The organism is Ruegeria sp. BC8 (assembly GCF_056535705.1).
Genome location: NZ_JBQFIV010000001.1, coordinates 441,319 through 466,115, shown reverse-complemented (window position 1 = coordinate 466,115; position 24,797 = coordinate 441,319). Strand labels below are relative to the sequence as shown.

The 24,797-nt window shown below is 64.8% G+C and carries 23 protein-coding genes; 9 read left to right on the top strand and 14 right to left on the bottom strand.

The features are described 5' to 3' along the window. Positions 1-64: 64 nt before the first annotated feature. Positions 65-967, bottom strand: a complete 903-nt coding sequence (gene phnD / locus ACR3EK_RS02520) for a phosphonate ABC transporter substrate-binding protein (RefSeq protein ID WP_170369802.1) — start codon at positions 965-967, stop codon at positions 65-67. Between the two features lie 68 nt (positions 968-1,035). Beyond that, a complete protein-coding gene (gene phnC, locus ACR3EK_RS02515; RefSeq protein WP_170357035.1) occupies positions 1,036-1,857 on the bottom strand; it encodes a phosphonate ABC transporter ATP-binding protein in 822 nt (273 codons plus the stop codon). Positions 1,858-2,041: 184 nt separating this feature from the next. Here phnC and rpe point away from each other — a divergent pair, with 184 nt between their 5' ends. Next, entirely contained in the window at positions 2,042-2,731 is a 690-nt protein-coding gene (rpe, locus tag ACR3EK_RS02510) for a ribulose-phosphate 3-epimerase (RefSeq protein WP_480632598.1), read from the top strand. A gap of 153 nt (positions 2,732-2,884) precedes the next feature. Here rpe and ACR3EK_RS02505 read toward each other — a convergent pair whose 3' ends face one another. The 6 genes from ACR3EK_RS02505 to ACR3EK_RS02480 all read right to left on the bottom strand — a co-directional run bounded on the left by ACR3EK_RS02505 (position 2,885) and on the right by ACR3EK_RS02480 (position 10,508). Further along, positions 2,885-4,375 carry a class I adenylate-forming enzyme family protein gene (locus ACR3EK_RS02505; protein WP_480632597.1) on the bottom strand — a complete coding sequence of 497 codons (1,491 nt, stop codon included), beginning with the start codon at positions 4,373-4,375 and terminating at the stop codon, positions 2,885-2,887. Between the two features lie 39 nt (positions 4,376-4,414). Next, positions 4,415-4,834, bottom strand: a complete 420-nt coding sequence (locus ACR3EK_RS02500) for a PaaI family thioesterase (RefSeq protein ID WP_170441450.1) — start codon at positions 4,832-4,834, stop codon at positions 4,415-4,417. After that, positions 4,815-5,942 (bottom strand): acyl-CoA dehydrogenase family protein, encoded by a 1,128-nt coding sequence (locus ACR3EK_RS02495; RefSeq protein ID WP_480632596.1) that lies wholly within the window; start codon positions 5,940-5,942, stop codon positions 4,815-4,817. Before ACR3EK_RS02495 ends, ACR3EK_RS02500 begins: the two co-directional genes overlap by 20 nt. A 1-nt stretch (position 5,943) precedes the next feature. Continuing rightward, positions 5,944-7,134: an acyl-CoA dehydrogenase family protein gene (locus ACR3EK_RS02490; RefSeq protein WP_480632595.1), complete on the bottom strand. Its 1,191-nt coding sequence runs from the start codon at positions 7,132-7,134 to the stop codon at positions 5,944-5,946. Positions 7,135-7,236: 102 nt separating this feature from the next. Beyond that, complete coding sequence (locus ACR3EK_RS02485) at positions 7,237-8,412, bottom strand: acetyl-CoA C-acyltransferase (RefSeq protein ID WP_480632594.1); 1,176 nt, start codon at positions 8,410-8,412, stop codon at positions 7,237-7,239. Beyond that, positions 8,409-10,508, bottom strand: coding sequence for a 3-hydroxyacyl-CoA dehydrogenase NAD-binding domain-containing protein (locus tag ACR3EK_RS02480; protein ID WP_480632593.1), 2,100 nt, complete (start codon positions 10,506-10,508; stop codon positions 8,409-8,411). Before ACR3EK_RS02480 ends, ACR3EK_RS02485 begins: the two co-directional genes overlap by 4 nt. A gap of 251 nt (positions 10,509-10,759) precedes the next feature. Between ACR3EK_RS02480 and ACR3EK_RS02475 the strand changes: the two genes are divergently transcribed. The 3 genes from ACR3EK_RS02475 (at position 10,760) to ACR3EK_RS02465 (ending at position 12,318) form a co-directional block, all read left to right on the top strand. Beyond that, the gene (locus ACR3EK_RS02475; RefSeq protein ID WP_170357027.1) at positions 10,760-11,578 is read left to right on the top strand and encodes a cyclase family protein; all 819 of its coding nucleotides are present in this window, start codon (positions 10,760-10,762) and stop codon (positions 11,576-11,578) included. A gap of 2 nt (positions 11,579-11,580) precedes the next feature. Further along, a complete protein-coding gene (locus ACR3EK_RS02470) occupies positions 11,581-11,976 on the top strand; it encodes a carboxymuconolactone decarboxylase family protein (protein ID WP_170369817.1) in 396 nt (131 codons plus the stop codon). 123 nt (positions 11,977-12,099) lie between these two features. Continuing rightward, the gene (locus ACR3EK_RS02465) at positions 12,100-12,318 is read left to right on the top strand and encodes a hypothetical protein (RefSeq protein ID WP_093964526.1); all 219 of its coding nucleotides are present in this window, start codon (positions 12,100-12,102) and stop codon (positions 12,316-12,318) included. Here the strand turns inward: ACR3EK_RS02465 and ACR3EK_RS02460 are convergent. From ACR3EK_RS02460 to ACR3EK_RS02435, 6 genes are read right to left on the bottom strand one after another with little or no spacing between them, the layout of a single operon-like run. After that, positions 12,315-13,613: an aspartate aminotransferase family protein gene (locus ACR3EK_RS02460; RefSeq protein WP_480632592.1), complete on the bottom strand. Its 1,299-nt coding sequence runs from the start codon at positions 13,611-13,613 to the stop codon at positions 12,315-12,317. The genes ACR3EK_RS02465 and ACR3EK_RS02460 overlap by 4 nt on opposite strands. Positions 13,614-13,623: 10 nt before the next feature. Continuing rightward, positions 13,624-14,730, bottom strand: coding sequence for a mandelate racemase/muconate lactonizing enzyme family protein (locus tag ACR3EK_RS02455; protein ID WP_480632591.1), 1,107 nt, complete (start codon positions 14,728-14,730; stop codon positions 13,624-13,626). Further along, positions 14,727-15,833: a mandelate racemase/muconate lactonizing enzyme family protein gene (locus ACR3EK_RS02450; protein ID WP_480632590.1), complete on the bottom strand. Its 1,107-nt coding sequence runs from the start codon at positions 15,831-15,833 to the stop codon at positions 14,727-14,729. Before ACR3EK_RS02450 ends, ACR3EK_RS02455 begins: the two co-directional genes overlap by 4 nt. Continuing rightward, a complete protein-coding gene (locus ACR3EK_RS02445; RefSeq protein WP_480632589.1) occupies positions 15,830-16,408 on the bottom strand; it encodes a dimethylsulfonioproprionate lyase family protein in 579 nt (192 codons plus the stop codon). The genes ACR3EK_RS02450 and ACR3EK_RS02445 overlap by 4 nt, the downstream gene beginning before the upstream one ends. Further along, positions 16,405-17,484 (bottom strand): alcohol dehydrogenase family protein, encoded by a 1,080-nt coding sequence (locus ACR3EK_RS02440; protein ID WP_480632588.1) that lies wholly within the window; start codon positions 17,482-17,484, stop codon positions 16,405-16,407. The genes ACR3EK_RS02445 and ACR3EK_RS02440 overlap by 4 nt, the downstream gene beginning before the upstream one ends. Next, a complete protein-coding gene (locus ACR3EK_RS02435; RefSeq protein ID WP_480632587.1) occupies positions 17,481-19,934 on the bottom strand; it encodes an FAD-dependent oxidoreductase in 2,454 nt (817 codons plus the stop codon). Before ACR3EK_RS02435 ends, ACR3EK_RS02440 begins: the two co-directional genes overlap by 4 nt. A 68-nt stretch (positions 19,935-20,002) precedes the next feature. Here ACR3EK_RS02435 and ACR3EK_RS02430 point away from each other — a divergent pair, with 68 nt between their 5' ends. The 5 genes from ACR3EK_RS02430 (at position 20,003) to paaA (ending at position 24,789) form a co-directional block, all read left to right on the top strand. After that, positions 20,003-20,890, top strand: a complete 888-nt coding sequence (locus ACR3EK_RS02430) for a MurR/RpiR family transcriptional regulator (RefSeq protein ID WP_005978233.1) — start codon at positions 20,003-20,005, stop codon at positions 20,888-20,890. After that, complete coding sequence (locus ACR3EK_RS02425) at positions 20,887-22,011, top strand: aromatic ring-hydroxylating oxygenase subunit alpha (protein WP_480632586.1); 1,125 nt, start codon at positions 20,887-20,889, stop codon at positions 22,009-22,011. Before ACR3EK_RS02430 ends, ACR3EK_RS02425 begins: the two co-directional genes overlap by 4 nt. Further along, complete coding sequence (locus ACR3EK_RS02420) at positions 21,995-22,387, top strand: carboxymuconolactone decarboxylase family protein (RefSeq protein ID WP_170357019.1); 393 nt, start codon at positions 21,995-21,997, stop codon at positions 22,385-22,387. Before ACR3EK_RS02425 ends, ACR3EK_RS02420 begins: the two co-directional genes overlap by 17 nt. Positions 22,388-22,578: 191 nt before the next feature. Beyond that, on the top strand, positions 22,579-23,781 hold the full coding sequence (gene pcaF, locus ACR3EK_RS02415; protein WP_480632585.1) for a 3-oxoadipyl-CoA thiolase: 1,203 nt from the start codon (positions 22,579-22,581) through the stop codon (positions 23,779-23,781). 15 nt (positions 23,782-23,796) lie between these two features. Continuing rightward, the gene (paaA, locus tag ACR3EK_RS02410) at positions 23,797-24,789 is read left to right on the top strand and encodes a 1,2-phenylacetyl-CoA epoxidase subunit PaaA (protein WP_480632584.1); all 993 of its coding nucleotides are present in this window, start codon (positions 23,797-23,799) and stop codon (positions 24,787-24,789) included. The last annotated feature ends 8 nt before the right edge of the window (positions 24,790-24,797 follow it).

The following is a 24,797-nucleotide window of genomic DNA, read 5'->3' as shown; positions in this document are numbered from 1 at the left end:
AAGGCTCCGATGGGGATAATGGGGTCCGGTTTGCGGCCGGACCCCGAACAGAAGTTGCGCAGGCTTAGTTCGACTTCAGCTTGCGGGCCTCAATGATGATTTCGTAGGCCTCGTGGGTGATCGGCTCGAACGCTTTGGCTTCACCTGCGGCCACGCCATAGAAGCACTCACGGTCTTTGTCGGCCAGCCCGGCCATCAGAGCCGTCATCTTCTCTTTGACATCCGCCGGCAATGCCTTGCGCAGAACCACCGGACCTTCGGGGATCGGCTTCGATTTCCAGATTTCCACCATGTCGTTCATGTCGACCAGTCCGGCATCCACGGCGCGGCGTAGCGCGCCCGAATTGTAGCCGTCTTCCCAGTTGCCCAGACCGTCGGCCCAGGTCACGCCACCATCCACGTCACCGTTGTTCACGGCGACGATCGTCTGCTCGTGACCACCGGTGAACTTCACCTCACCGAAGTAGTCACCCGACTCCATCGTCGCACCCGTTGCCTGAGGGATTTCGATCGAGGGGATCAGGTAGCCCGAGGTCGAGTTCGGATCACCAAAGCCAAACACCTTGCCTTTCATGTCATCAAGCGAGGTGATGCCGCTATCCTTGCGGGCGAACCCGACCGAGTAGTAGCCATACCCACCATCCACGTTCACCTTGACCAGAACCGGTTCGACCGCCTCGGGGTCGCTCAGATAGGTCTTGGCATAGGCGGAGGCGCCCAGCCAGGCCATGTCGATCGTGCCGCCCAGCAGGCCCTGGATCACGCCGTTGTAATCGGCCGGGGCGAACAGCTTGGTTTCGACACCCAGCGCGTCCTCGGTGTACTCACGCAGACATTCGTTGTTGTTCAGCCGGTCCTGCGCGTTTTCTCCGCCCAGGATGCCGATACGGAATTCGCTGATCTCCTCGGCCATGGCAGGCGCGCTCAGGGCGGAGGTCGCGACCAGGGCGGCAACTAGTTTCTTCATCTGTCTCTCTCCAGGTTGATTGGCCCACCCCATTCATCGGGCCGGGCGATAAATGAGGTGTTTGGGGCTCAGATCGTGGCCTCGGCTTCCATCAGAGCCTTCCGGGTGGCATCCAGCGTTTCGATCTCGGTCGAGGTCGCGGCCTCGGAGAAGCTGGCATCAGCGCCGTAGATCTCGCGGGCGACGCCGGTGGTCAGCTGCTCGGGCAGGCCGTCGAACACGATGCGCCCGTCGCGCATGCCGACCACGCGGTCGCAATAGCGGCGCGCGGTGTCCAACGTGTGCAGATTGGCGATCACGGTACGGCCGTCCTCTTCGTGGATGCGGCGCAGGGCCTGCATCACGACCTGCGCATTCATCGGATCCAGCGAGGCGATGGGTTCATCGGCCAGGATGATCTTGGGATCCTGCATCAGGGCGCGCGCGATAGCGACACGCTGCTGCTGCCCGCCCGACAACGCCTCGGCCCGTTTAGGGGCATGTTCGGCGATGCCAAGTCGGTCAAGAATGTCGATGGCGCGATGGATGTCTTCCATCGGGAACAGATTGAACATGGTCGCCAGCGTCGAGTGCCGGTTCAGCGTTCCGTGCAACACATTCGAGACCACATCCATGCGGGGCACAAGGTTGAATTGCTGAAAGATCATCGCGCAATCGGCCTGCCACGCACGTTTTTCGCGCCCTTTCAGCGTGGTCACGTCGCGCCCGTGAAACAGGATCTGCCCGGCGCTGGCATCGGTCAGGCGGTTGATCATACGCAGCAGGGTGGACTTGCCCGCGCCCGACCGCCCGATGACCCCGATCATGCATGGCTTGTCGACGTCCAGCGTTGCGGTGTCGACGGCGGTATTGTCGCCGAAGCGCTTGGTCAGTTTTTCGATGCGCAGCACGTGCCACCCCCAATTCGTGATGGAGGTCGTCTACAGCTGGTGCTCAAAGGTGATGTGTCGATCCGGTGAAGCTTTTGTAACGGGCTGAAAGCCGATGGCCTATGCAAGGGCTGGGCAATACCGCTCGTCCCGTCTATACGCGGGCTCAACACCTGAACCATCAGATCTGTCACATGAGGCCGCCATGAGCTTTGACCGCAAGATCAAGATCGCACCGTCGATCCTGTCCGCCGATTTCGCCAATTTCGGACAGGAAATCCAAGCTATCGAGGCCCAAGGCGCCGACTGGGTTCACGTTGATGTGATGGACGGGCATTTCGTGCCAAACCTCACCTTCGGCCCGCCGGCGGTCAAAGCGTTCCGCCCGCATGTCGAGACGGTGATGGATGTGCACCTGATGATCACGCCGGTCGACCCCTACATCCAGGCCTATGCCGATGCCGGCGCGGACTATCTGACGGCCCATGTCGAGGCTGGTCCGCACACGCACCGCACGTTGCAGGCGATCCGCGCGGCCGGAATGAAGGCAGGCGTGGCGCTGAACCCGGGCACTCCGGCCGACGCGGTCGAGCACCTGCTGGATCTGGCCGATCTGGTCTGCGTGATGACGGTGAACCCCGGCTTTGGCGGGCAGAAATTCATCGACATGACCACGAAGGTCCGCCGCCTGCGCGAGATGATCGGCGACCGCCCGGTGCATATCCAAATCGACGGGGGAGTCGATCCCACGACCGCCCCGTTGGTCGCAGCGGCCGGTGCCGACGTTCTTGTTGCCGGTTCCGCGGTCTTCAAGGGCGGGTCGGTTGCGAACCCGGACGTCTATGGCCAGAACATCCGCGCCATTCGCGCCGCAGCCGAAGGCCACGCGGTCTGACGGCGGCTCCCGCCCGTCGTCGACGTTTTTTGTAAAACGCCTCCTCCCCTTGGGCCCGGCATCGCGCATGGCGCGATGCCGGGCCCAAGGCCGCAAGCGGGATCGGCGCAGCCAATGTCGCGCGGGCGCGGGAGCGTTTTGCCGGCCCTGCCCCTAGGCCAGTTGATCCGCGAAATGCGCAAGCAGCCTGTGCTTGAGGATCTTCCCCGTAGGCGCCGCGGGCAGTGACGTGGCCAGCACGATCCGGCTGGGCCGCTTGTAGCCCGCAAGACGCTCGGCCACGAACTTCGCCAACTCTGCCTCGGACACAGCGCCGATTTCAGGCACCTGAACAAAGGCCAGCACCTGTTCGTCGCCGCCCACCCGATGCCCGATCACCGCAGATTGGATCACCAGCGGGTGGTCGTTCAGCGCGGCCTCGACCTCGGGCGGATAGACGTTGAAGCCGCCGTGAATGATCAGTTCCTTGGCGCGGCCGACGACGTGCAGATTGCCATGCGCGTCGAGACGGCCCAGATCGCCCGTGCGCAACCATCCCTGGGCCAGAACCCGGCCCGTTTCCTCGCCGTTGCGATAGTATCCCTTCATCACATGCGGGCCGCGTGTCAGGATCTCGCCCACGCCATCTCCGCCGCCGGGTATGCTTTCGTCAATGCGCAGATCGACCCCCGGCAAGGGCGGGCCGACCGAGATATCCGGATCCCCGATCCGGTTGTGCGAGGCGCAGATCCCCGCCGTGCTTTCGGTCATGCCATAGCCATTCTGCAGTGCGACGCCATAGAACGCCTCGGCCTTGCGTTTCCACGCCGGATCCAGCGGGGCAGCCCCTGACGAAGTGTAGCGCAGGGCGCCCGAGGGCAGCCGCTCCAACCCCTTTTCCTTGGCATATTGCATCAGCAGCGCATGCATCTGCGGCACACCCGAAAACACCGTGACGCCCGCGTTCAACGCGGCAAAGGCGCGGTCCGCCGCGAACCGGGCATCCAGCTGGACGAAGGCCCCGGCCAGCGCCGACCCGGTGACGATCGAGGCCAGCCCGAAGATGTGCGAAATCGGTAGCACGCCATAGACCACGTCATCCTGCGTCAGCCCCCGGAAATTCGCCGAGGTCAGCCCGCCAAACCGCAGGTTTTCGTGAGTCAGCATCACACCCTTGGGCGTTCCGGTCGTGCCGGTGGTGAACAACATCGCCGCGACATCCGTCAGATCGGGGTCGGGCGCGCTCGGGTTCGGCGCGGCCAGGTGCATCTGCCCGAAGCCCCCGGAAACAGGCTGGGCCCCGGCCATTCGCGCATGGTCGCACGCCTCCGGCGACGCCGCCGACGTGAACAGGATCACCGCCGGGGTGATGTAATCCACGATGCGTGCCAACTCAGCCGCGGTCTGACGGGCGTTCACCGGCACCACGCAAGCGCCGATCCGGGAACAGGCAAACAGCGCGGCCACTGCCGTACAGCAATTCTCGAGCACCAGCATGACCCGATCGCAGGGGCGCACCCCCGAGGCCAGCAGGATGTCCGACAGATCGGAAATCGCGCGGTCGAGGTCAGCAAAGCTCCAATTGGCGCCGAACCCGTCGGCGAAGGCGCGGGCCTGCGGGCGGGTCCGGATCTGGGCATCCGGATAGTCGTGCCATTTGTTCATGTCCCTTCGCCCTCCCCTGCGCCGGAACCGGTTTTTCGCTCAGCGTTTCGTGGTGCGCTTGAACACCCCCGCCGCCGTCGCGATCAGGGTTCCGTCGTCGCTGTGCAACTCTCCGGTCACATAGGCCAGCGTGCGCCCGCCCCCCGTTGCGCGCCCCGTGGCCGTCACGCGCCCCTGACGCACCGCCGCCACATAGCTTGTGTTCAGTGACAGGGTCAGAACCAGCGGATGTTCGTCCCGGTCGAACCAGGCCGAGGCGGTGTTGCCGCAAGCCACGTCCAGCAGCATGGCGATGATGCCGCCATGCAGGATGCCCTGGCTGTTCAGGTGATCCGCCCGGATGGTCAAATGACACCGGGCACGGCCGTCGGGGTCGGACAGATCCACCTCGAACCCGATCGCGTTCTGACAGCCCGACCGACGGACCTTTGGGTCGTCTTCAGGCCGCGCCGAGTGCAATGAACCGCTCCAAATGATAATCCGCGTCGCCGAACCTGTGATCCGACATGACGATCCGCTTGGCAATATGCGCCAGCTCATATTCCTGCGTCATGGCGATGCCGCCATGCATCTGGATCGTTTCCTCGGCCACCAACCGGCCCACCCGCGACACCAGGTTGCGGGCCGCGGCGATCTGCCGGTCGCGATCGGGCGCTTCAAGGTGACCGGCCGCGTTGATCACCGCCGAGCGCGCCTGCTCCAGCTCGATCAGCATATCCGCGAACCGGTGCTGCAGCGCCTGAAAGGTCCCGATCGGACGGCCGAACTGCTTGCGCGTCATCAGATATTGCCGTGTCAGGTCCACCGCGCTTTCCATCGCACCCAGAACCTCGGCGACCAGCGCGACATTGGCTGCGGCCACAACGTCCATCAGCGGCTCGAACGCCTTCCCCGCGGCGCCCAGACGCGCGGTTTCCGGCAGGCGCACATCGTCCAGAGTGACCTCGGCCGCGCGGCCCCCGGCCAGCATCGGATACCCGCGCAAGCCCAGACCCGGTGTGCCAGCAGGCACCAGAAACAGCGAAATGCCGTCCAGATCGAACGGCCCGCCCGTTTCGCGCGCGGAAACGATCAACTGCCCGGCGGCCTCGGCATTCACGACCACGGCCTTGCGCCCGTTCAGGATCAGGTCCGTGCCGTCGGTCCGCACGGTGGTTTCGACCCGGCTCAGGTCATACCGGCTGGCAGGCTCACCATGCGCCAGCGCCAGATGCAACGCGCCCGAGATCACCTGATCCAGCAGGGCCCGCTGATCGGGGCTGCCCACCTGCGCGATCAGCCGACCGCCCAGAATGCAGCTGTCCAGAACGGGCTCGACCACGCCGGCGCGGCCCAGTTCCTCGAACACGGTGGCGATGTCAAAGCCCGCCCCGCCGAACCCGCCATCCGCTTCGCCGAACAGCGCGCCCAGAACGCCCAGATCGGCCAGTTCGCGCCAGATGTCGGCGCTGAACCCCGCCGCGCTGTCCAGAATGTCGTTGCGCACCGGAGTCGTATATCGGTCGGCCAGATAGCGCCGCAGCGTGTCCTGCAGCATCTGCCGTTCTTCGGTCAGGTTGAAATCCATCTCAGCCCCCCATCTTGACCTTGGCGATGATCCCGCGCTGAATCTCGTTCGACCCGCCGAAGATCGACAGTTTCCGGTTGTTGAAATACTGCGCGGCGACCGGCGCGGCATAGTCCGGCCCGATCGGGTCGTTACCGCCCGCCACCGCTTCGGAGGCGAAAGGCATCGCATAAGGCCCCACCGCGCGGCGGGCCAGGTCGTTGATCTCCTGCCGGATGATCGTACCCTTGACCTTCAGCATCGAGCTTTCGACCCCCGGTGCCTGTCCGGCCGCAGCCTTGCTGATGATGCGCATGTTGGTGGTGGCCATGGCCATCAGGTCGATCTCGACCCGTGCCAGCCGGGCGGCGAAATGCGGGTTCTCGATCAGGGGGCGGCCATTCGCGGTTTCGATCCGGGCAATCCGCTTGACCATGTCCAGCCCCGCCTGGCTGAAGCCGACACCGGCGATGTTGGTGCGTTCATGCGTCAGCAGATACTTGGCATAGGTCCAGCCCTTGTTCTCTTCGCCCACCAAGTTTTCGACCGGGACGCGCACATCGTCAAAGAACACTTCGTTGACCTCGGGCGTTCCGTCCAGCAAGACGATGGGGCGCACCACGATCCCCGCCGTGTTCATGTCGATCAGCAGGAACGAGATCCCCTCCTGCGCCTTGGCCTCGGGGTCGGTGCGCACCAGGCAGAAGATCCAGTTGGCGTATTGCGCCAGCGTGGTCCAGGTCTTCTGGCCATTGACGACATAGTGGTCGCCGTCCCGCACCGCGCGGGTCTTCAGCGAGGCCAGGTCCGACCCGGCACCCGGCTCGGAATAGCCCTGGCACCACCAGTGTTCACCATTCAGGATGCGCGGCAGGAAATACTCCTGCTGTTCCTTCGAGCCGAATTTCTGCAGCACCGGGCCCAGCATCGACAGTCCAAACGGCACGATGCGCGGCGCATAGGCGGCGGCGCATTCCTCCTCGAAGATATGGCGCTGAACCGCATTCCACTCGGCGCCGCCAAACTCCTTCGGCCAGTTGAAATTCAACCAGCCGCGCTCGTTCAGCGTGGCGTGCCACCACTCATACCCTTCCTTGCCGATATTCCGGCCAGCCCGGATCTTGTCCGAGATCTCCTTGGGCAGCTTTTCGGCCAGAAAGGCTCGAACCTCGTCGCGAAAGGCCTTCTCCTCGTCCGTATAATTCAAGTCCACAGCCGCCCTCCTCCTCGATGCGATCGGAACCTTGCCTGCTCGGCCCTACGGGCCGGGCAGCGCCGGGCCGGCCCTCGATGGGCTGGCCCGGCGCCCCTTGCTTCAATAGATCTCGAACAGACCAGCCGCGCCCATGCCGCCGCCGATGCACATGGTCACGACACCCAGCTTGGCCCCGCGCCGCCGCCCTTCGCGCAGCAGATGGCCGACCATCCGCGCGCCGGTCATGCCGAACGGATGCCCGATGGCGATCGATCCGCCGTTCACGTTGCATTTCTCGTCATCGATTCCCAAACGGTTTCGGCAGTACAGCGCTTGCGAGGCGAAGGCCTCGTTCAGTTCCCACAGGTCGATGTCCTCGACGCTCAGTCCATGCCGTTCCAGCAGGCGCGGCACCGCAAAGACCGGTCCGATGCCCATCTCGTCGGGCTCGCACCCCGCCACGCAGAACCCCTTGAACGCGCCCATGGGCTCCAGCCCCCGCCGCTCGGCCTCGGCGCTGTCCATCACGACCACCGCGGCCGCGCCGTCCGACAGCTGGCTGGCATTGCCGGCGGTGATGTAGTTTCCGGGGCCGCGCACCGGATCGAGTGAGGCCAGCCCTTCCAGGGTCGTGTTCGGCCGGTTGCATTCATCCCGGTCCACGGTGACCTGCCGGTGCGAGACCTCGCCCGTCTCTTTGTCCTTGACCGCCATGGTGGTCTGCATCGGAACGATTTCGTCGTCGAACTTGCCCGCCGCCTGCGCCGCCGCGATGCGCTGCTGCGACCGCAGACCGTAGGCGTCCTGTTCTTCGCGGCTGATGCCATAGCGCTCGGCCACGATGTCGGCGGTCTCGATCATCGTCATGTAGATCGCCGGCTTGTGCTCCTGAATCCACGCCTCGGGCACGGGGCGGGTTTTTGGCTGGACCAGCGAGATGCTTTCGACCCCGCCAGCCACGATGGGGCCCGCGCTGCCCTCGGTGACGGCCTGCGCCGCCAGCGCCACGGTCTGCAGCCCCGACGAGCAGAACCGGTTCACGGTCATCCCCGAAACGCTGACCGGCAGCCCGGCCCGGATGGCGATCTGGCGGGCGATGTTGCCGCCGGTCTCGCCCTCGGGGAAGCCGCAGCCGATGATGCAATCCTCGATCTCGGTGCCGTCCAGCCCCGAGCGCGCGACCGCGGCCTGAACCGCGTGGCCGCCCATCGTGGCGCCGTGGGTCATGTTGAACGAGCCCCGGAACGACTTGGCCAGCCCGGTGCGCGCGGCGGATATGATTACGGCTTGTTTCATCGCTCGGCGTCCTTGTTCAGATCATCAAAGCTGCGGCCCTCGGCCACCAGTTTTTCCAGCAGCGGCGCGGGCTGCCAGAAATAGTCATCTTCGGCCGACCAGGCGCGGATGTCGTCCAGAATACCCGGCAGGCCCTGCAGATCCGCCCATTTCAGCGGCCCGCCGCGATAGCGCGGGAACCCATAGCCATAGAGCAGCACCACATCCACGTCCAAGGGGCGGCGGGCGATGCCCTCGCCCACCACCTTGGCGGCCTCGTTGACCATCGAGACCATATATCGCCGCACGATCTCGTCATCCGTGAACGTGCGCGGGGTGATGCCCTGCGCCGCGCGGTCGGCCGCGATCAGGTCCAGAACCTCGGGGTTCGGCGTGCCGCCGCGCTTGCCTTCTTCATAGACATAGAAGCCCTTGCCGGTCTTCTGCCCGAAATGTCCGGCCTCGCACAGTTTGTCGGCATAGCTGCTGTCGCGGGCGCGCGGGTCCAGCCCCTCGGCGCGTTTGCGTTTGCGCACCGCCCAGCCGATATCCAGACCGGCCAGATCGGACACCGCGAACGGCCCCATGGCAAAGCCGAAATCGGTCAGCGCCTTGTCGATCTGGAACGGGCTTGCCCCGTCCAGAACCATGTGATCGGCGCAGGTGCGATAGGTGCTGAGGATCCGGTTGCCGATGAACCCGTCGCACACCCCTGCGCGCACCGAGACCTTCTTCAGCCGATGCCCCAGCGCAAAGCCGGTGGCGACCACCTCGGGCGCAGTCTTGTCGGCCACCACAATCTCGAGCAGCTTCATCACATGGGCAGGCGAGAAGAAATGCAGCCCGATCACGTCCTGCGGCCGCGTGGTGGCGGCGGCGATCTCGTTGACGTCCAGATACGAGGTGTTGGTCGCCAGAACCGCCCCCGGTTTGCAGACCGCATCCAGCTGGGCAAAGACCTGTTTCTTGACATCTATATCCTCGAACACGGCCTCGATCACCAGGTCGACGGCGCTCAGCGGGTCATAACCTGTGGCAAGCTGCAACTGGCCCGACAGGATCGCGTCATGCTGCTGCTGGCTGATCTTGCCGCGCTTCAGGGCGCCTGCCAGGTTTCCGGCGATCCGGTCCTTGGCGGCATGGGCGGCCTCCTGCGTCATCTCCAGCAAAGTCACGGGCAGACCCGCCAGCAAGGCGGAGGTGGCGATCCCCGCGCCCATCGTGCCGCCGCCGATGACCCCGATCTGATGCACTAGGCGCGGCTCGACACCCTTCAGTTCGGGCAGTTTGCCCACGGCGCGTTCGGCGAAGAAGGCGTGAATCAAGCCCTTGCGCTGATCCGATTCCATCAACTGCATGAACAGTTCCCGCTCGCGCGCCATGCCCTCGGCAAAGCTGGGCGCCTCGCAGGCGGCTTGCACCGCGCGCACGGCAACGGCGGGGGACAGCTGGCCGCGGCCCTTCTTCAGAACGGCCTCGTAGACCGCATCGAAATCGACAGGGTCCGGCGCAGGCATCTCTCCGACCGCGCGGCGGGGCGCGCCCGTGTCGAGCAGCTCCTGCGCATAGGCCAGCCCGATCTCGCGCGGGTCGCCATCCTGAACCTTGTCGATCACGCCCAGCTTTAGCGCCTCGTCGGCGCGGACATGGCGGCCGGTTGTGATCATGTCCAGCGCGGCCTCGACCCCGGCCACGCGCGGCAAACGCTGGGTGCCCCCGGCACCCGGCAGGATGCCCAGATTGACCTCGGGCAGGCCGACCTTGGCCGAGGGAACCGCGATGCGGTAGTGGCTGGACAGCGCAACCTCGAGCCCACCGCCCAGCGCCGTGCCATGCAACGCCGAAACCACCAGCAGAGGCGAGGCCTCGATCCGGTCGCACAGGCCCGGCAGCCAGGGCTCTTGCGGGGGTTTGCCGAACTCGCGGATGTCGGCCCCCGCGAAATAGGTCCGGCCCTTGCCGTAGATCAACACCGCCTTTGCGCCTTCGGCCTCGGCCCGTTCGATTCCGGCCAGCAGGCCCCGGCGCACGTCCACGCCCAGCGCATTGACCGGCGGGTTGTTCGCCGCCAGCACCGCGATATCGCCAATCCGTTCGTATTCCACCGCCTCGGACATCAGACTTGGTCTCCTCTTGCCAACCCCAGCTTGTTCCGCATTGCGGAACAATATTCCGCAACAGATTGAACCCGTCCGCGCGCGGGTTCAACCCCTTATACCCGACTGCGCCGCCGGGCCGCATTTCTTGCCGGCGAGCAGGCCCCAAACAACTTGTGAACCGGATCGCGGAAAACCGTGCTAGGCTTTGCCCACCCGGCCAATGAATTCGGCCCGGAACGAAAACAGATTGCAGAACAGGGAGTTTTGAAATGTGTGACGTTTGCGTAATGAACGCGGTGAAAGACCGGATGCTGTCGCGTCGATCCTTTTTCAAGGCTGGCGCAGCGATGGCGGCCGGCACGGCGCTTGGGACGGTGGCTGCCCCACCAGCGCTTGCGGCCGGCCATGGCGAGGTGCTGGACATGACCCATGTCTACGATGCCGATTTCCCCACCTATTTCGGCCAGCCGGGGATCGAGGCGACACAGGCCTTCAATTTCAAGGAACATGGCTTCAACCTGTTCAACCTTGCCGTCAACGAACACACCGGCACGCATGTCGATGCCCCGCTGCATTTCTCGGCGGATGGGCAGTCGGTGGACGAAATCCCGGTGTCGAATCTCGTCTGTCCTCTGTGCGTGGTGGACATTGCCGCCCGCGCGGCCGAGGACCCGGATGCGCAGGTGACCCCCGACGATCTGAAGGCGTGGATCGCAGCAAATGGCGACATCCCCGATGGCGCCTGTGTCGCCATGCATTCGGGATGGGCCGGGAAAACCGCGACTCCCGAGTTCCGCAACGCCGACGGCGACGGCAAGATGCATTTCCCTGGCTTCCACGTCGAAGCGGCGCAGATGCTGATCGAAGGAACCGGCGCGGTTGCTCTGGCCGTCGACACGCTGTCGCTGGACCACGGGCCATCGGCCGATTTCGTGACGCATTACGCGTGGCTGCCCACCAACCGTTACGGCATCGAGAACCTGGCCAATCTCGACAAGGTGCCCGCCAGCGGAGCGACGCTGGTGGTCGGCGCGCCGGCCCATCGTGGCGGGTCGGGCGGCCCGGCGCGCATCTTTGCGATGGTCTGAGCATGGCAACGGTTCGCCTGTTGACGGACGAAGAGGTCAGCGCCGAGGCGCTGGCCGTCTTCGATGACATCCGCGCCACCCGCAACACCGATTACATCAACAATTTCTGGCGCGCTCTGGCCCATGACCCGGCGCTGCTGAAAGCCACGTGGGAGCGGCTGAAGACCGTCATGGCCCCCGGCGCGCTGGACCCGCTTGTGAAAGAGATGCTGTATGTGGCGGTCTCGGTCGCCAACAAATGCGAATACTGCGTGCACTCCCATTCAGCCGCGGCCCGCGCCAAGGGCATGACCGATCAGATGCAGGCCGAACTGCTGGCGGTGATCGCGATGGCCAGCCAGACCAACGCCCTGGCCACCGCCTTGCAGGTGCCGGTAGACGACCAGTTCAAGGCCTGAGGCTGCGCCTGTCGGGCCAGACTTGCACCAGATGCACAGCGGCTATTCCCTCAAGTGCCTAGCTGCACTGCAGCATCAGGTCTAAATCTCTTTGGTCACATACAGACCAGAGAGGCTCCGCTCATGGCACAGACAAGCACGCACCGCCCTGCAATCCTGAACCTGTTCTCGGCCGTCGCCGATGTGTTCAGCGGCATCTATGATGCTTTGATCCGCATGGGCGAAGCAAATGCCAAGGTCATCAAGATCAAGCAACTCAGCGAGTTGACCGACGAAGAACTGGCTGCGCGTGGCCTCAAGCGCGAAGACATCGTTCGCCTGGTGATGGCGGGCGTCTACTAAGACACGCCCGCGCCCTGCATTTCGGCCACGGCCTGCGCGGCCTTGGCATAGGCGGCTTCGCACAGGTCAAAGTCCGCCTCGGTCAGCGCCAGGGACGGATAGGTCTTGCCCGGCGACTTGAACATCCCGTTCTGCATCAGAACCGCATTGAACCGGGTTGCCGTGGCCGTGTCCGCGCGAACCACATCGCGATAATCCCGCACCTTTCCTTCCGTGAACACGATTTCGAACAGGGTCGGATCGCCGATGACGCGGTGGGCGACCCCCTGCTTGGTCAGCGCGGCCGAGGCCATGTCCATCAGACGCTGACCATTGGCGCGCAGCCGGTCGTACTGACCGGGGCGGCGCAGCACTTCCATCGTCTTGAGCCCGGCCACCGCGGCCACCGGATTACCCGACAGGGTCCCCAACTGCATCAGCCATTTCTCCGCCCCAACGGCGGATTTGTCAAAATGGGCCATGATCTCGACCCGCCCGGCGATTGCGGCGAGCGGAAAACCGCCGCCGATGATCTTGCCCAGCGTGGCGATGTCCGGGGTCACGCCATACAGCTCCTGCGCGCCGCCATAGGCGAAACGAAACCCGGTCACCACCTCGTCGAAGATCAGCACGATGCCGTACTTGTCGGCCTCGTCCCGCAGAAGCTGCAAGAAGCCGGGTTCGGGCGGGATGATGCGTTGCAAGGGCTCGACGATGATGCCCGCGACCTGGTTGCCGTGCTCGGCCAGCAGCGAGCGGATGTAGTCCGGGTCGTTGAACGGCGCGATCAGCATTTCGGCCTGAACGCTGGCCGGTATGCCCGCGCTGTCGGGAACCGCCTGCGGGAAATTCACCATCCGTGACGGGGCCAGGCTCATCTGCGCCTCGGCGCTCATGCCGTGATAACCGCCTTCGAACTTCACGATCTTGTCGCGGCCGGTAAAGGCGCGGGCCAGCCGGATCGCGTACATGTCAGCCTCACCGCCGGACGAGACATAGCGGATCTGATCGGCGCAGGGCACGGCGGCGCAGATTTCCTCGGCCAGTTCGGCTGCGCGCGCGTTGTTGGCGAAGAACGTCATGCCATTGGGCAACTGTTCGGCGACGGCCTCCAACACCTCGGGGTGGCCGTGGCCCAGCAGCATCGGCCCCGAGCCGATCAGCAGGTCGACATATTCTTTGCCGTCTTCGTCCCAGACGCGGCTGCCCCGGCCCTCGCGGATGAAGACCGACGGGTCGAAATTGCCAAAGCCACCGCCGGGCAGCACCGCGCGGGCGCGTTGACCCCAATCGGATTGGCTGAGATGTCGCGGCATGGTCGCCTCCCTAATCCAGTATCACGTCCGGCGCGCCCAGGAATTCGCGGTCGGGCGCAACGCCCAGGCCGATCCCGTCGGGCGGCGCGATCCGGCCGCCCTTGCGGGTCGGGCCATCGGGCGCCAGCCGCGGCGCGACATAGCCCGACAGGTCGCACACGTTCATCAGGCGCGCCGGTTCAGTTGCTGCGCCCAGATGCAACAGGGCGGCGGTGGTGATGTCAGATCCCCAAGTGTCTTCGACGCACATCTTCGCCCCCAGATGCAGGCACAAATCACGCGCACGGCGCGCAGCCGACAGCCCACCGAATTTCGACAGCTTCACCGCGACCGCATCCATGCAGCCCAGCGCATGCGCAGCCATCAGGCTGGCGGTGTCGTGTGCGCCTTCGTCCAGCTTCATTGGCAGGCCGGTGGCGGCGCGCACGCGGGCGCAATCCTCGATCGTGGCACAGGGTTGTTCCAGCATGACATCCAAATCCGCGACCGCCCGCCCCACCCGGCTGGCGTCCAGAGACGTAGCGCCGCAGTTCCAGTCACCATAGACCAGCGGCCCGTCGCCCACCGCCTCGCGCACCAGACGCAGGCGTTCGACATCGGCCTGCCAATCGGAATCCGCGCCCAGCTTGACCTGGAACTGGGTGATGCCCTGCGCCTGCGCCTCGCGGGCGATGCGGGCCATCTCGGCCGGGGCGATACAGGTGATCGAGTGATAGAGCGGCATCGTCTGCGCCTGCCGCCCCCCCAGAAGCGCGTGCAGGGGCAGCCCTGCCACCTGCCCCGTCAGATCCCACAGCGCGATGTCGATCGCCGATTTGGCATAGACATGCCCCGGCAGGTGCCGGTCCAGCCGCGCCATCAACGCCTCGGGTCCGATCGGGTCGGCGCCCAGCAGAACCGCGGCCATGTCCTGCACCGCCGGGGCCACACCGCGCGCATAGGCGGGCAGGTAATGCGGAATCGGGCAGACCTCGCCCCAGCCGGTCAGATCGTCATCGGTGTCCAGCGCCAGAACCACCGTTTCAACCGTGTCGCAGGCCTTGCCGTCAGCCATGTAATAGGCCTGATGGCTGGTTAGCGGCACAAGCCAAATAGAAATGCGGGTGATGCGGGTCATTGGTGCACGGCCTTTGGTTCCCCCAGTGCATCTTCATCCGGGGCTACGCCGAGGCCGGGGGCCTCGGGCAATTCCAGATGACCCTGACGGTTGCGTGGACCGCGCCCGCCCGCGACGTCCAGCGTCAGCATGTCCTGACAGGCCCAGACGCCCAGGCGGTTGTGATCCGGGATGGTGGCGGCCAGATGCAGCGCCTCGGTGTCGGCCAGAACCGAGCCGCCGGTGGCCATCACATACATGTCGATGCCATGCGCCAGCGCGATGTCCCGCATCCGCGCGGCCTTGGACAGGCCGCCGACACGGTTGAGCTTGATCCCGAAGACCTCGGCCAGCCCGTCGCGGGCAATGCGTGTGGCGTCCTGCAGGGTGACCAGGCTTTCATCCACGCTGACCGGCGCGGAATGCAGGGCCCGGATGGCCGCGATGTCGTCCAGCGTCTCGCCGGGTTGTTCGAACATCACGCCCAGATCCTCGGTGGCCTTCATCACCCGCAACGCCTGTTGCCGCGTCCAGGCGCGGTTGACGTCATAGAGGATGCGTTCTCCCGCAGGGCGGTGCGCCTCGACATCGCGGATGCGTTCTATGTCGCGATCCACGTCGCCGCCCACTTTGACCGAATGCACCCAATAGCCGCGGCCGCGATAGCGATCCATCACCGCGCGGGTTTCCTCGACGGTCTTGGCCCCGACCGAGGAGGCGACCGGCGCGGGGCTGCGCGACCCGCCGCCCATCAGATCGGCAATCGGCAGCCCAGCCGCCTGTCCGGCAATGTCCCAGCAGGCCATGTCGATCGGCGATTTGGCGTAAAGATGCCCGGGCAGCGCGTGGTCCATCGCCCGCTCGACCTCCAGGACCCGGCGCGGGTCCAGCCCGAGGACGAAGGGCGCCATGGTCTCGATCCCCGCCCGGATGCCCGGCCCATGGGCGGGCACATAGGTGTGGCCCCATGGCGTGCCCTCGCCCCAGCCGGTCAGCCCGGCGTCGGTTTCGATCTTGACGAAGGTGGCATCCAGCACCTCGAATTTCAGACGTCCGCCGGACAGCCAATAGGGATGTTCAAGCGGCAGATCGACGTGAAAGACCGAGATGCGGGTGATCTTCATGCGGCGTCCATCCTGGGCAGGTCGTTCAACCCCTCGCCCCGCCACAGCACGAACGTGAGGATCGGCTGATCCCCCGTGGACATGGCGTGACTTTGCCAACTGGCATGCAACCGCGTGCCCTCAGCGCCAACAAAGGCCCGATCCCCGTCAACCTTGAAGACCGCACCGCCCGCCAGCGTCAGGTAAAGCTCCTCGGCCTGGTGGCTGTGCCAGTCATAGTCCAGCCCGGCGCCCCAATAGGCGACATAGCCCCGCAACTTGGTCGAATGGAAATGCCCGGTTGGCCCGAACAGTTCGAAATACCCGTACCGATTGCGGAAATCGGCACCGACCTCTGCCTCGGTATAGGTGCGTTTCCAGTGGGCAAGATGCGCCGCCGACCGGATCGCCTGAACCAACCCCGTTGTCCGGGGTGATCCGGGTTGATCCAGCGCCTGCACCAGTGGTGTGGCGGGGATCGCTCGCGGTTGCAAACCGGTTGCGGTCAGGTCGGTGGGCCAGGTGCCGAATTCGGACAGCGCCGGCAGGGTCTGATGCAGGTGCCGCGCAGCTTCGAGAACGTTTTCCAGGGTCATGGGATCACCACGATATTGCCGGTATGATGCTTGTCGATGAAGGCCTGCTGGGCCTCTCGCAGCTCAGTCAACGGGTAAGTGGCGGCCAAAGCTGGCTTGATTTGCCCATTTTCTATGTATTTCACGACATCAAAGAAGTTCTGCGGCGTGTTCACGGTCGACCCGGTGAAGGTCAGATCGCGCAGATAGAAGGTGCGCAGGTCGAACTGCACGATCGGACCGGCAATCGCGCCCGAACAGGTATAGCGCCCGCCACGCTCCAGCATGTCGATCAGTTTGGGCCACATCTCTCCGCCCACGACGTCGGCGACGACGGTGATCCGTTCGCCTTTCAACTCGGCCCGCAGGTTCCTGGGGTTGCGCGGCAGAATGCGATCCGGGCCCAGTTTGGCGACCTCGGGGTGTTTGGCCTCGCTGGCCATGGCGATCACGCGTGCGCCGCGCAGCTTGGACAACTGGATCAGCGCCCCGCCCACACCGCCCGAGGCGCCGGGGATCAGAACCGTGTCGCCCTCGCCGACCTGCGCCCTGTCCAACATGCCCTCGGCCGTCACATAGGAACAACTGAAGGTCGCCAGTTCGGCATCGCTCAGGTCGGAGTCGATCGCAGCCACGCCGTGGATGTCGGCCTTGGTGTATTCGGCAAAGCCGCCGTCACATTCCGAGCCGAAATATCCCGCCTTGTCGCGGTTCATCGGCTCGGACCAGTCGCGCAGCCAGCCCGCCACGATCACCCGCCGGCCGATGATCGCGGGATCGGCCCCCTCTCCCACGGCCACGACTGTTCCGACCGCGTCCGCGCCCTGAATGCGCGGGAAGGTCAGGGGCGCGCCGCCCCAGGTGCTGTCGTCGTCATCCAACTCGGAATAGGCGCCGCCGGTGGTGGCCTCGTCCACCGCCTTGGAATACCAGCCGGTGCGGGTGTTCACATCCGTGTTGTTCAGCCCGCAGGCGCCCACCTTGATCAACACCTCCATCGGGCCGGGTGTGGGGGTGGGCCAGTCCTCATGCCATTCGTATTTGTCCAGATCGCCATACCCGGTCAGGACCATGGCCTTCATCGTCTTCGGGATCATTCCGCAGCCTCCATCGCGGTATCGGTTCGGGGCAGAACACTGTGCGGGTCATAGGCGGGCGCGCCCAGGATCCGCCCGCGACGCGGCACGCCCGCAATCACCACCTGCACTTCGGTTCCCGGCACATTGGCCTGCGGTTTGACATAGGCAAAGGCAAGGATCTTGCCGACCGTATGCCCGTAGGCCACCGAGGCGGTGGAGCCCACGACCTTGCCGTCCAGCAGGACCGCCTCGCCGCCATGCCCATCGTTCTGGCCATCTGGTTCGATCTCCAGATAGGCGCAGACCCAGCGCAGATCGGGGTTCAGGGTCCGGTCCTTGCCCAGGTATTCCTTGTCGGTGCGGGCAAAGCGCAGCACGTCGGCCTCGGCCAGGGTGACCTCGTTGGTCAACTCGCCTGCGCCCTTGAAGGCCTTCTCCATCCGCAGCGCGTTCATCGCGAACGACCCGTAATCGGCGATGCCGTGCGGTGCGCCTGCGGCCCAGAGCGTATCGTAGACGGCCAAGGCGCAGTCACGCGGCATGTGCAGTTCCCATCCCAATTCACCGGCATAGGACATGCGGAAAGCCCAGAGCCGATGACCCGCCACGTCGATTTCCTGCGCAGTCAGCCATTTGAAACCGGCATTGCTCAGGTCCGCTTCGGTGCAGGCGGCCAAAACCTCGCGCGCGCCGGGGCCATTGAGGCTGAGCGCGGCCCAGTCGTCGGATCGCAGGATGATATCGACGTTTTCTTCGTCGCGATGCTGGGTCAGGTGGTCCAGCAGGCGCTGTTCGAAGAAGGCGGCACAGACGAGGTAGTACCGGTCCTCGCCCAGTTTCACGACCGTGGTCTCCAGCTCGATCCGACCACGGCGGTTCAGCATGTGGGTCAGCGCGATGCCGCCCACCTTTTGTGGCAGGCGGTTGGCGACCAGCCGGTCCAGCAGGGCCCGGGCATCCGGGCCGCTGACCTCGACCTTGGTGAAGGCCGAGATATCCATGATGCCGACCGCCTCGCGCACGGCCCTGCATTCGGCGGCGACCATGTCATGCACCACATTGCGGCGGAAGGAATAATGGTCGCGCTGTTCAACGCCGTCCTTTGCGAACCAGCGGGGGCGCTCGTGGCCAAAGACCTCTTCAAACACCGCGCCCTTGGCTTTCAGCCGGTCATACAGGGGGGACGGCTTGATCGGCCGCCCGGCAAGACGGTTGAAATGCGGAAACGGAATTTCGTGGCGCAGCTTATAATCCTCATGCGCCTTGGTGACCTGCCAGTCTTTGGTGGCATAGGCCCCGAACCGGCGCGGATCATAGTCGCGCATCGAAATGTCGGCCGCCCCATGCACCATCCACCGCGCCAGTTCGCGCGTCAGGCCCGGGCCCCAGCCGATGCCGATCTGAGTGCCGCAGCAGCACCAATAGTTTCGCACCCCCGGCGCCGGGCCGATCAGCGGATTGCCGTCGGGCGGGTGCGAGATCGCCCCGTGAACCTCGCGCTGGATGCCCAGATCGGCGAAAATCGGCATCCGGTTCAGGCTTTCTTCCAGCCACGGCATGACCCGGTCGTAATCGGCGTCGAACAACCAGTTTTCATAATCCCACGGGCAATGGTCATGCCAGACCGAGTTCGAATTCTCCTTTTCGTAGATCCCGATCAGCCCGCGCTTCTGCTCCATGCGGATATAGCCCGAGACCTTGCGGTCATCGCGGATCACAGGCAACTCGTGATCGAGGTCCTGGAACTGTGGCACCGGTTCGGTCACGAAATAGTGGTGGGTCATCGAGGTCATCGGCAGTTGTAGGCCAGACCATTCGCCCATCTGCCGGGCATAGGCGCCGCCCGCATTCACCACGTGTTCGCATCGGATCGTGCCCCGTTCGGTCTCGACCACCCATTCGCCATTGGCCGCCTGGGTGATGTTGGTGGCCCTGCAGCGGCGGATGATCCGCGCGCCCAGCTGACGCGCCCCCGCCGCCATGGCCATGGTCACGTTCGTCGGGTCCACATGCCCGTCATCCGGCGTATGCAGCGCGCCCAGAACCCCGTCGAGGTTGTAGAACGGGTGCAGTTCGGCCACGCGGTCGGGGCCGACCAGTTCAATGTTGAAGCCCAGCGACCGGCCCACCGACAGGGTGTGGCGCAGCCAGTCCATCTCATCTTCGGTATAGGCCAGCCGGAACGAGCCGCATCCATGCCATGTCACCGCCTGCCCGGTCTCGGCCTCGAGCGCACCGGAATAGAGCCCGATGTTGTAGTCCACGCATTTGCCCAGACCAAAGGAACTGGTCGAATGGGTGATCTGCCCGGCCGCATGCCAGGTGCTGCCGCTGGTCAGCTCGGCCTTTTCCAGCAGAACGACATCCGTCCAGCCCTCGTGCGCCAGGTGGTAGGCCAGACCGACGCCCATGACACCTCCGCCCACGATCACCACGCGGGCCTGTGACGGCAGTTCCTTCCCGGACATGATTTTTCCTCTCACCGAGTCGCATTTCTTCTCGACAAGCTAAAGCCACATTTGTACCATCGTCAATCATGAATGACACAAATGTATCAAACACCGTTCTTGACCGGCTGACCCGTGAATGGGACGCCCTGACGCCCGAGGCGCAGAAGGCCGCCCGCTATGTGTTGGAGAACCCCGCGGATGTTGGCGTTTCGACCGTGCGCGAAATCGCCGAGGCCGCGAACGTGAAACCCAACACCTTCGTCCGCATGGCGCGGCAGGTGGGGTTTGAGGGCTACGAGGATTTCCGCGCGCCGTTCCGCGACGCCATCCGCCGAGGCACCGTGTCGTTCCCCGACCGCGCCCGCTGGCTGCAGGAGATCGGCAAATCTGGCGAGCTGGGCGGCCTCTATGCCGACATGGTCGGGGCCGCTATCCGAAACATCGAAGAAACCTTCGCCGGGATCGACGCCACCCGGTTGCAGGCCGCGGCCGAGGCGATCTGGACATCGCGGCAGGTGTTTACGCTGGGCGTCGGCGTCAACAACGCGAACGCGCGCAACTTTACCTATCTGGCCTCGACCGGGATGAAGCAGTTCCACGCCATCCCCCGGCCCGGCTCGACCCCGGTGGACGATCTGGCCTGGGCCGATGAACAGGACGTGCTGATCGCGATGACCTGCCACCCCTACCGGACCGAGGTGATCGAGGCGGTGAAGCTGGCCCGCGAACAGGGCATGACCGTGGTCGGCATCTCCGACAGCCCCGCCAGCCCAGTCATCCTGAACGCGCAACACGGGTTTGTCGTCGCCGCCGACACGCCCCAGTTCTTTCCGTCATCGGTTTCGACCATCGCGCTGCTTGAGACGCTTCTGTCTTTCGTGGTCGCCCTGTCCAGCGATGAAATCGTCGAGCGTGTGGAGCGGTTTCACCGCCGCAGGCACCAACTTGGCCTCTATGCGGAGGAACCAGAATGACCGCACCGCTGACCCGATCGCTGGAGGCCCGCTATTACACCGACCCGGCAATATTCGAGCAGGAGAAGCAGGGACTTCTGGCCCGCACCTGGCAATTTGCCGGCCATGTGGCGCAGGTGCGCGAGCCGGGCGACTACTTCGCCTTTGAAATCGCAGGCCAGAACCTGTTCTGCATCCGCGGGCGCGATGGTGAAATCCGCACCTTCTACAACGTCTGCCAGCACCGCGCGCATGAGGTGGTGACCGGGGCCGGCAACACCCGCGTCGTCGTCTGCCCCTATCACGCATGGACTTACGAACTCACCGGGCACCTGCGCGCCGGGCCGAACATCAAATCGGTTCCGGGCTTCGACCGCAGCGCGATCTGTCTGACCCCGGTGCGGACCGAGCTGTTCAACGGCTTTATTTTCGTCAACCTCGACGATGACGCCGCCCCGATGGACGACTGGTACCCCGGCGTGCGCGCGGAAATCCGCGCCTTTGTCCCGCTGATCGACGATCTTGAGCCGCTGGAATGGGTCGAGATTCCCGAAAACTGCAACTGGAAGGTCAGTATTGAGAACTACTCGGAATGCTATCACTGCCCGACCAATCACCCGACCTTTGCCACAGGTGTGGTCAAACCCGAAACCTATGACATTCAACCCGACGCAGGCGGCGGATACGTTCTGCGCCATACGACCGAGTGTCAGAGCCTCGACAAGATGACCTATCCCATCGACCTGTCTGTTCCCCATGCGGGCGACTATCAGTCGTGGTTTCTGTGGCCGATGTTCTCGTTCCAGTGCTATCCCGGCAATGTGCTGAACACCTATCACTGGCGCGCGCAGGATGCCGATCACTGCACCGTCTGGCGCGGATGGTACACCGAGGGCGGGTCCGAAAGCGCGGTGATCCGCCAACTGGCGGTGCAGGACCGGGAAACCACGGTCGAAGAAGACATCCGGCTGGTTGAAAGCGTGCATCGCGGCCTGAAATCGCGCGGCTATCGCCCTGGCCCGCTGGTGCTGGACCCGGCTTGCGGCGTAATGTCGGAACATTCGATCGCCCGCTTGCAGCAATGGATGCGCGAGGCGGTGGATACAGATGCAAGCGGAGTGGACGATGGCCGACATCTTTGACGAAGACCTGTTTCTGAAGGGACTGGCGCAGCGCAAGGCGACGCTGGGCGACGAATACGTAGAAAAGAACCTGGCCGCGGCGGATGATTTCACCCGCCCATTTCAGGAGGCCATGACAGCCTGGTGCTGGGGCTTCGGTTGGGGGGACGAGGTGATCGACCCCAAGACCCGCTCGATGATGAACCTGTCGATGATCGGCGCCCTGGGCAAGATGCACGAGTGGGAGATCCACTGTCGCGGAGCCCTGAACAACGGCGTCAGCAAGGAGGAGATTCGGGCGATCATCCATGTCGTCGGCATCTATTGCGGCGTCCCGCAGGCGCTGGAGTGCTTTCGCGTGGCGCGCAAGGTTCTGACCGAAGCCGGTCAGCTTTAGTCGGTTCCTGCCCCGAAGATCGAGATCGCCCGCCCCCGTGCGGGTTTTCTCATGTCGGCACAAATACGTTACCGATTTTCGATTTGAAGCACAATTGCGTTACATTTTCCTTGCCGCGAATCGCTTCCGGGCGTATTACCCGACCAAGCGGTCACTTATTGACCCGGACGCAAGACACGAGGTTCCGACGCATGGACGCTTTCATCTGCGACGCACAGCGCACCCCGATCGGACGCTATGGCGGGGCCCTGTCCCAGGTTCGCACCGACGATCTGGCCGCGATCCCGCTGGCTGCGCTGAAAGAGCGGAACCCGCAGGTGGACTGGGCCAGCCTGGATGACGTGATCATGGGCGATGCCAACCAGGCCGGCGAAAGCAACCGGAACGTGGCGCGCATGGCCGCCCTGCTGGCCGGTTTCCCGGTTCAAGTGCCCGGCACCACGATCAACCGCCTGTGCGCCAGCGGCATGGATGCGGTCGGCATGGCCGCGCGGGCCATCAAGGCGGGGGACTATGATATGGCGATCGCCGGTGGCGTCGAAAGCATGTCGCGCGCGCCCTTCGTGATGCCCAAGGCCACCAGCGCCTTTTCCCGCGCCAACGCGGCCTATGACACCACGATCGGCTGGCGTTTCGTGAACCCGAAGATGCAGCAGATGTACGGCACGGATTCAATGCCGCAGACCGCCGACAACGTGGCCGAGGACTATGACATCAGCCGCGCTGATCAGGATGCCTTTGCCGCGCGCAGCCAGGCCCGCTGGGCGGTCGCGCATCAGGCCGGCGTTTTTGCCGAGGAAATCACCCCCGTGACCATCCCCCAGCGTAAGGGCGACCCGCTGGTGGTGGACACCGACGAACACCCCCGCCCCGGCACCACGGCCGAAAAGCTGGCGGGCCTGAAGGGCGTCAACGGGCCGGACAAGACGGTGACGGCGGGCAATGCCTCGGGCGTCAATGACGGCGCCGCGGCCATTCTGCTGGCCAACGAGGCCGCCGCGCAGAAGAACGGCCTGACCCCGATGGCCCGTGTCGTGGGCATGGCGGTCGCGGGGGTCGAGCCTCGGGTCATGGGAATCGGTCCGGTCCCGGCCACCCGCAAAGTGCTGGCCCGCACGGGGCTGAGCATCGAGCAGATGGATGTGATAGAATTGAACGAGGCCTTCGCGGCCCAGGGTCTGGCCACCCTGCGTGAACTTGGCGTGGCCGATGACGCACCCCATGTGAATCCCAATGGCGGCGCCATCGCCATCGGCCACCCGCTGGGCATGTCCGGCGCGCGGCTGGTCATGACGGCGGCCTATCAGCTGCGCCGCACCGGCGGGCGCTATGCCTTGTGCACCATGTGCGTGGGCGTAGGCCAAGGCGCCGCGCTTATTCTTGAACGCGTGTAAGGGAGGAGACCCGACATGTACGCTCAGATGATCAAGACGGCAGGAACAGGCGTCAAATCCCGCGAGGAAATGACCGAGCAGGAACGCGCCTTTCAGGACAAGATCGACGCCGACATCAAGATCGAGCCCAAGGACTGGATGCCCGACGACTATCGCGCGACGCTGATCCGCCAGATCGGCCAGCACGCCCATTCCGAGATCGTCGGCCAGCTGCCCGAAGGCAACTGGATCACGCGCGCGCCTACGCTGGAACGCAAGGCGATCCTGCTGGCCAAGGTGCAGGACGAGGCCGGGCACGGCCTGTACCTGTACTGCGCCGCCGAAACCCTGGGCGTCAGCCGCGACGAACTAACCGAGATGCTGCTGGACGGGCGGATGAAATACAGCTCGATCTTCAACTATCCCACGCTGAACTGGGCCGATATCGGCGCGGTGGGCTGGCTGGTCGACGGGGCGGCGATCATGAACCAGGTGCCGCTGCAGCGCACCTCGTTCGGGCCGTATTCGCGCGCGATGATCCGCATCTGCAAAGAAGAAAGCTTTCACCAGCGCCAGGGCTATGACGCGATCCGAAAGATGGCCGAGGGCACGCCCGAACAGCGCAAGATGGCGCAGGACGCGCTGAACCGGTTCTGGTACCCGTCGCTGATGATGTTCGGCCCGTCCGACAAGGACTCGGTGCATTCGGCCCAGTCGATGGCGTGGAAGATCAAGATCAACTCCAATGACGAGCTGCGCCAGAAATTCGTGGATCAGACTGTGCCGCAGGCCGAGTATCTGGGCCTGACCATCCCTGACCCGGACCTGAAGTGGAACGAAGAGCGCGGGCATTACGATTTCACTCAGCCCGACTGGTCGGAATTCTTCGACGTGATCAAGGGCAACGGCCCCTGCAACACCGACCGCCTGGCCGCCCGCAACAAGGCCTGGGACGATGGCAAATGGGTGCGTGACGGTCTGCTGGAACATGCCCGCAAGAAACGCGCCCGCAAGGTCGCAGCCGAATAACCCACCCG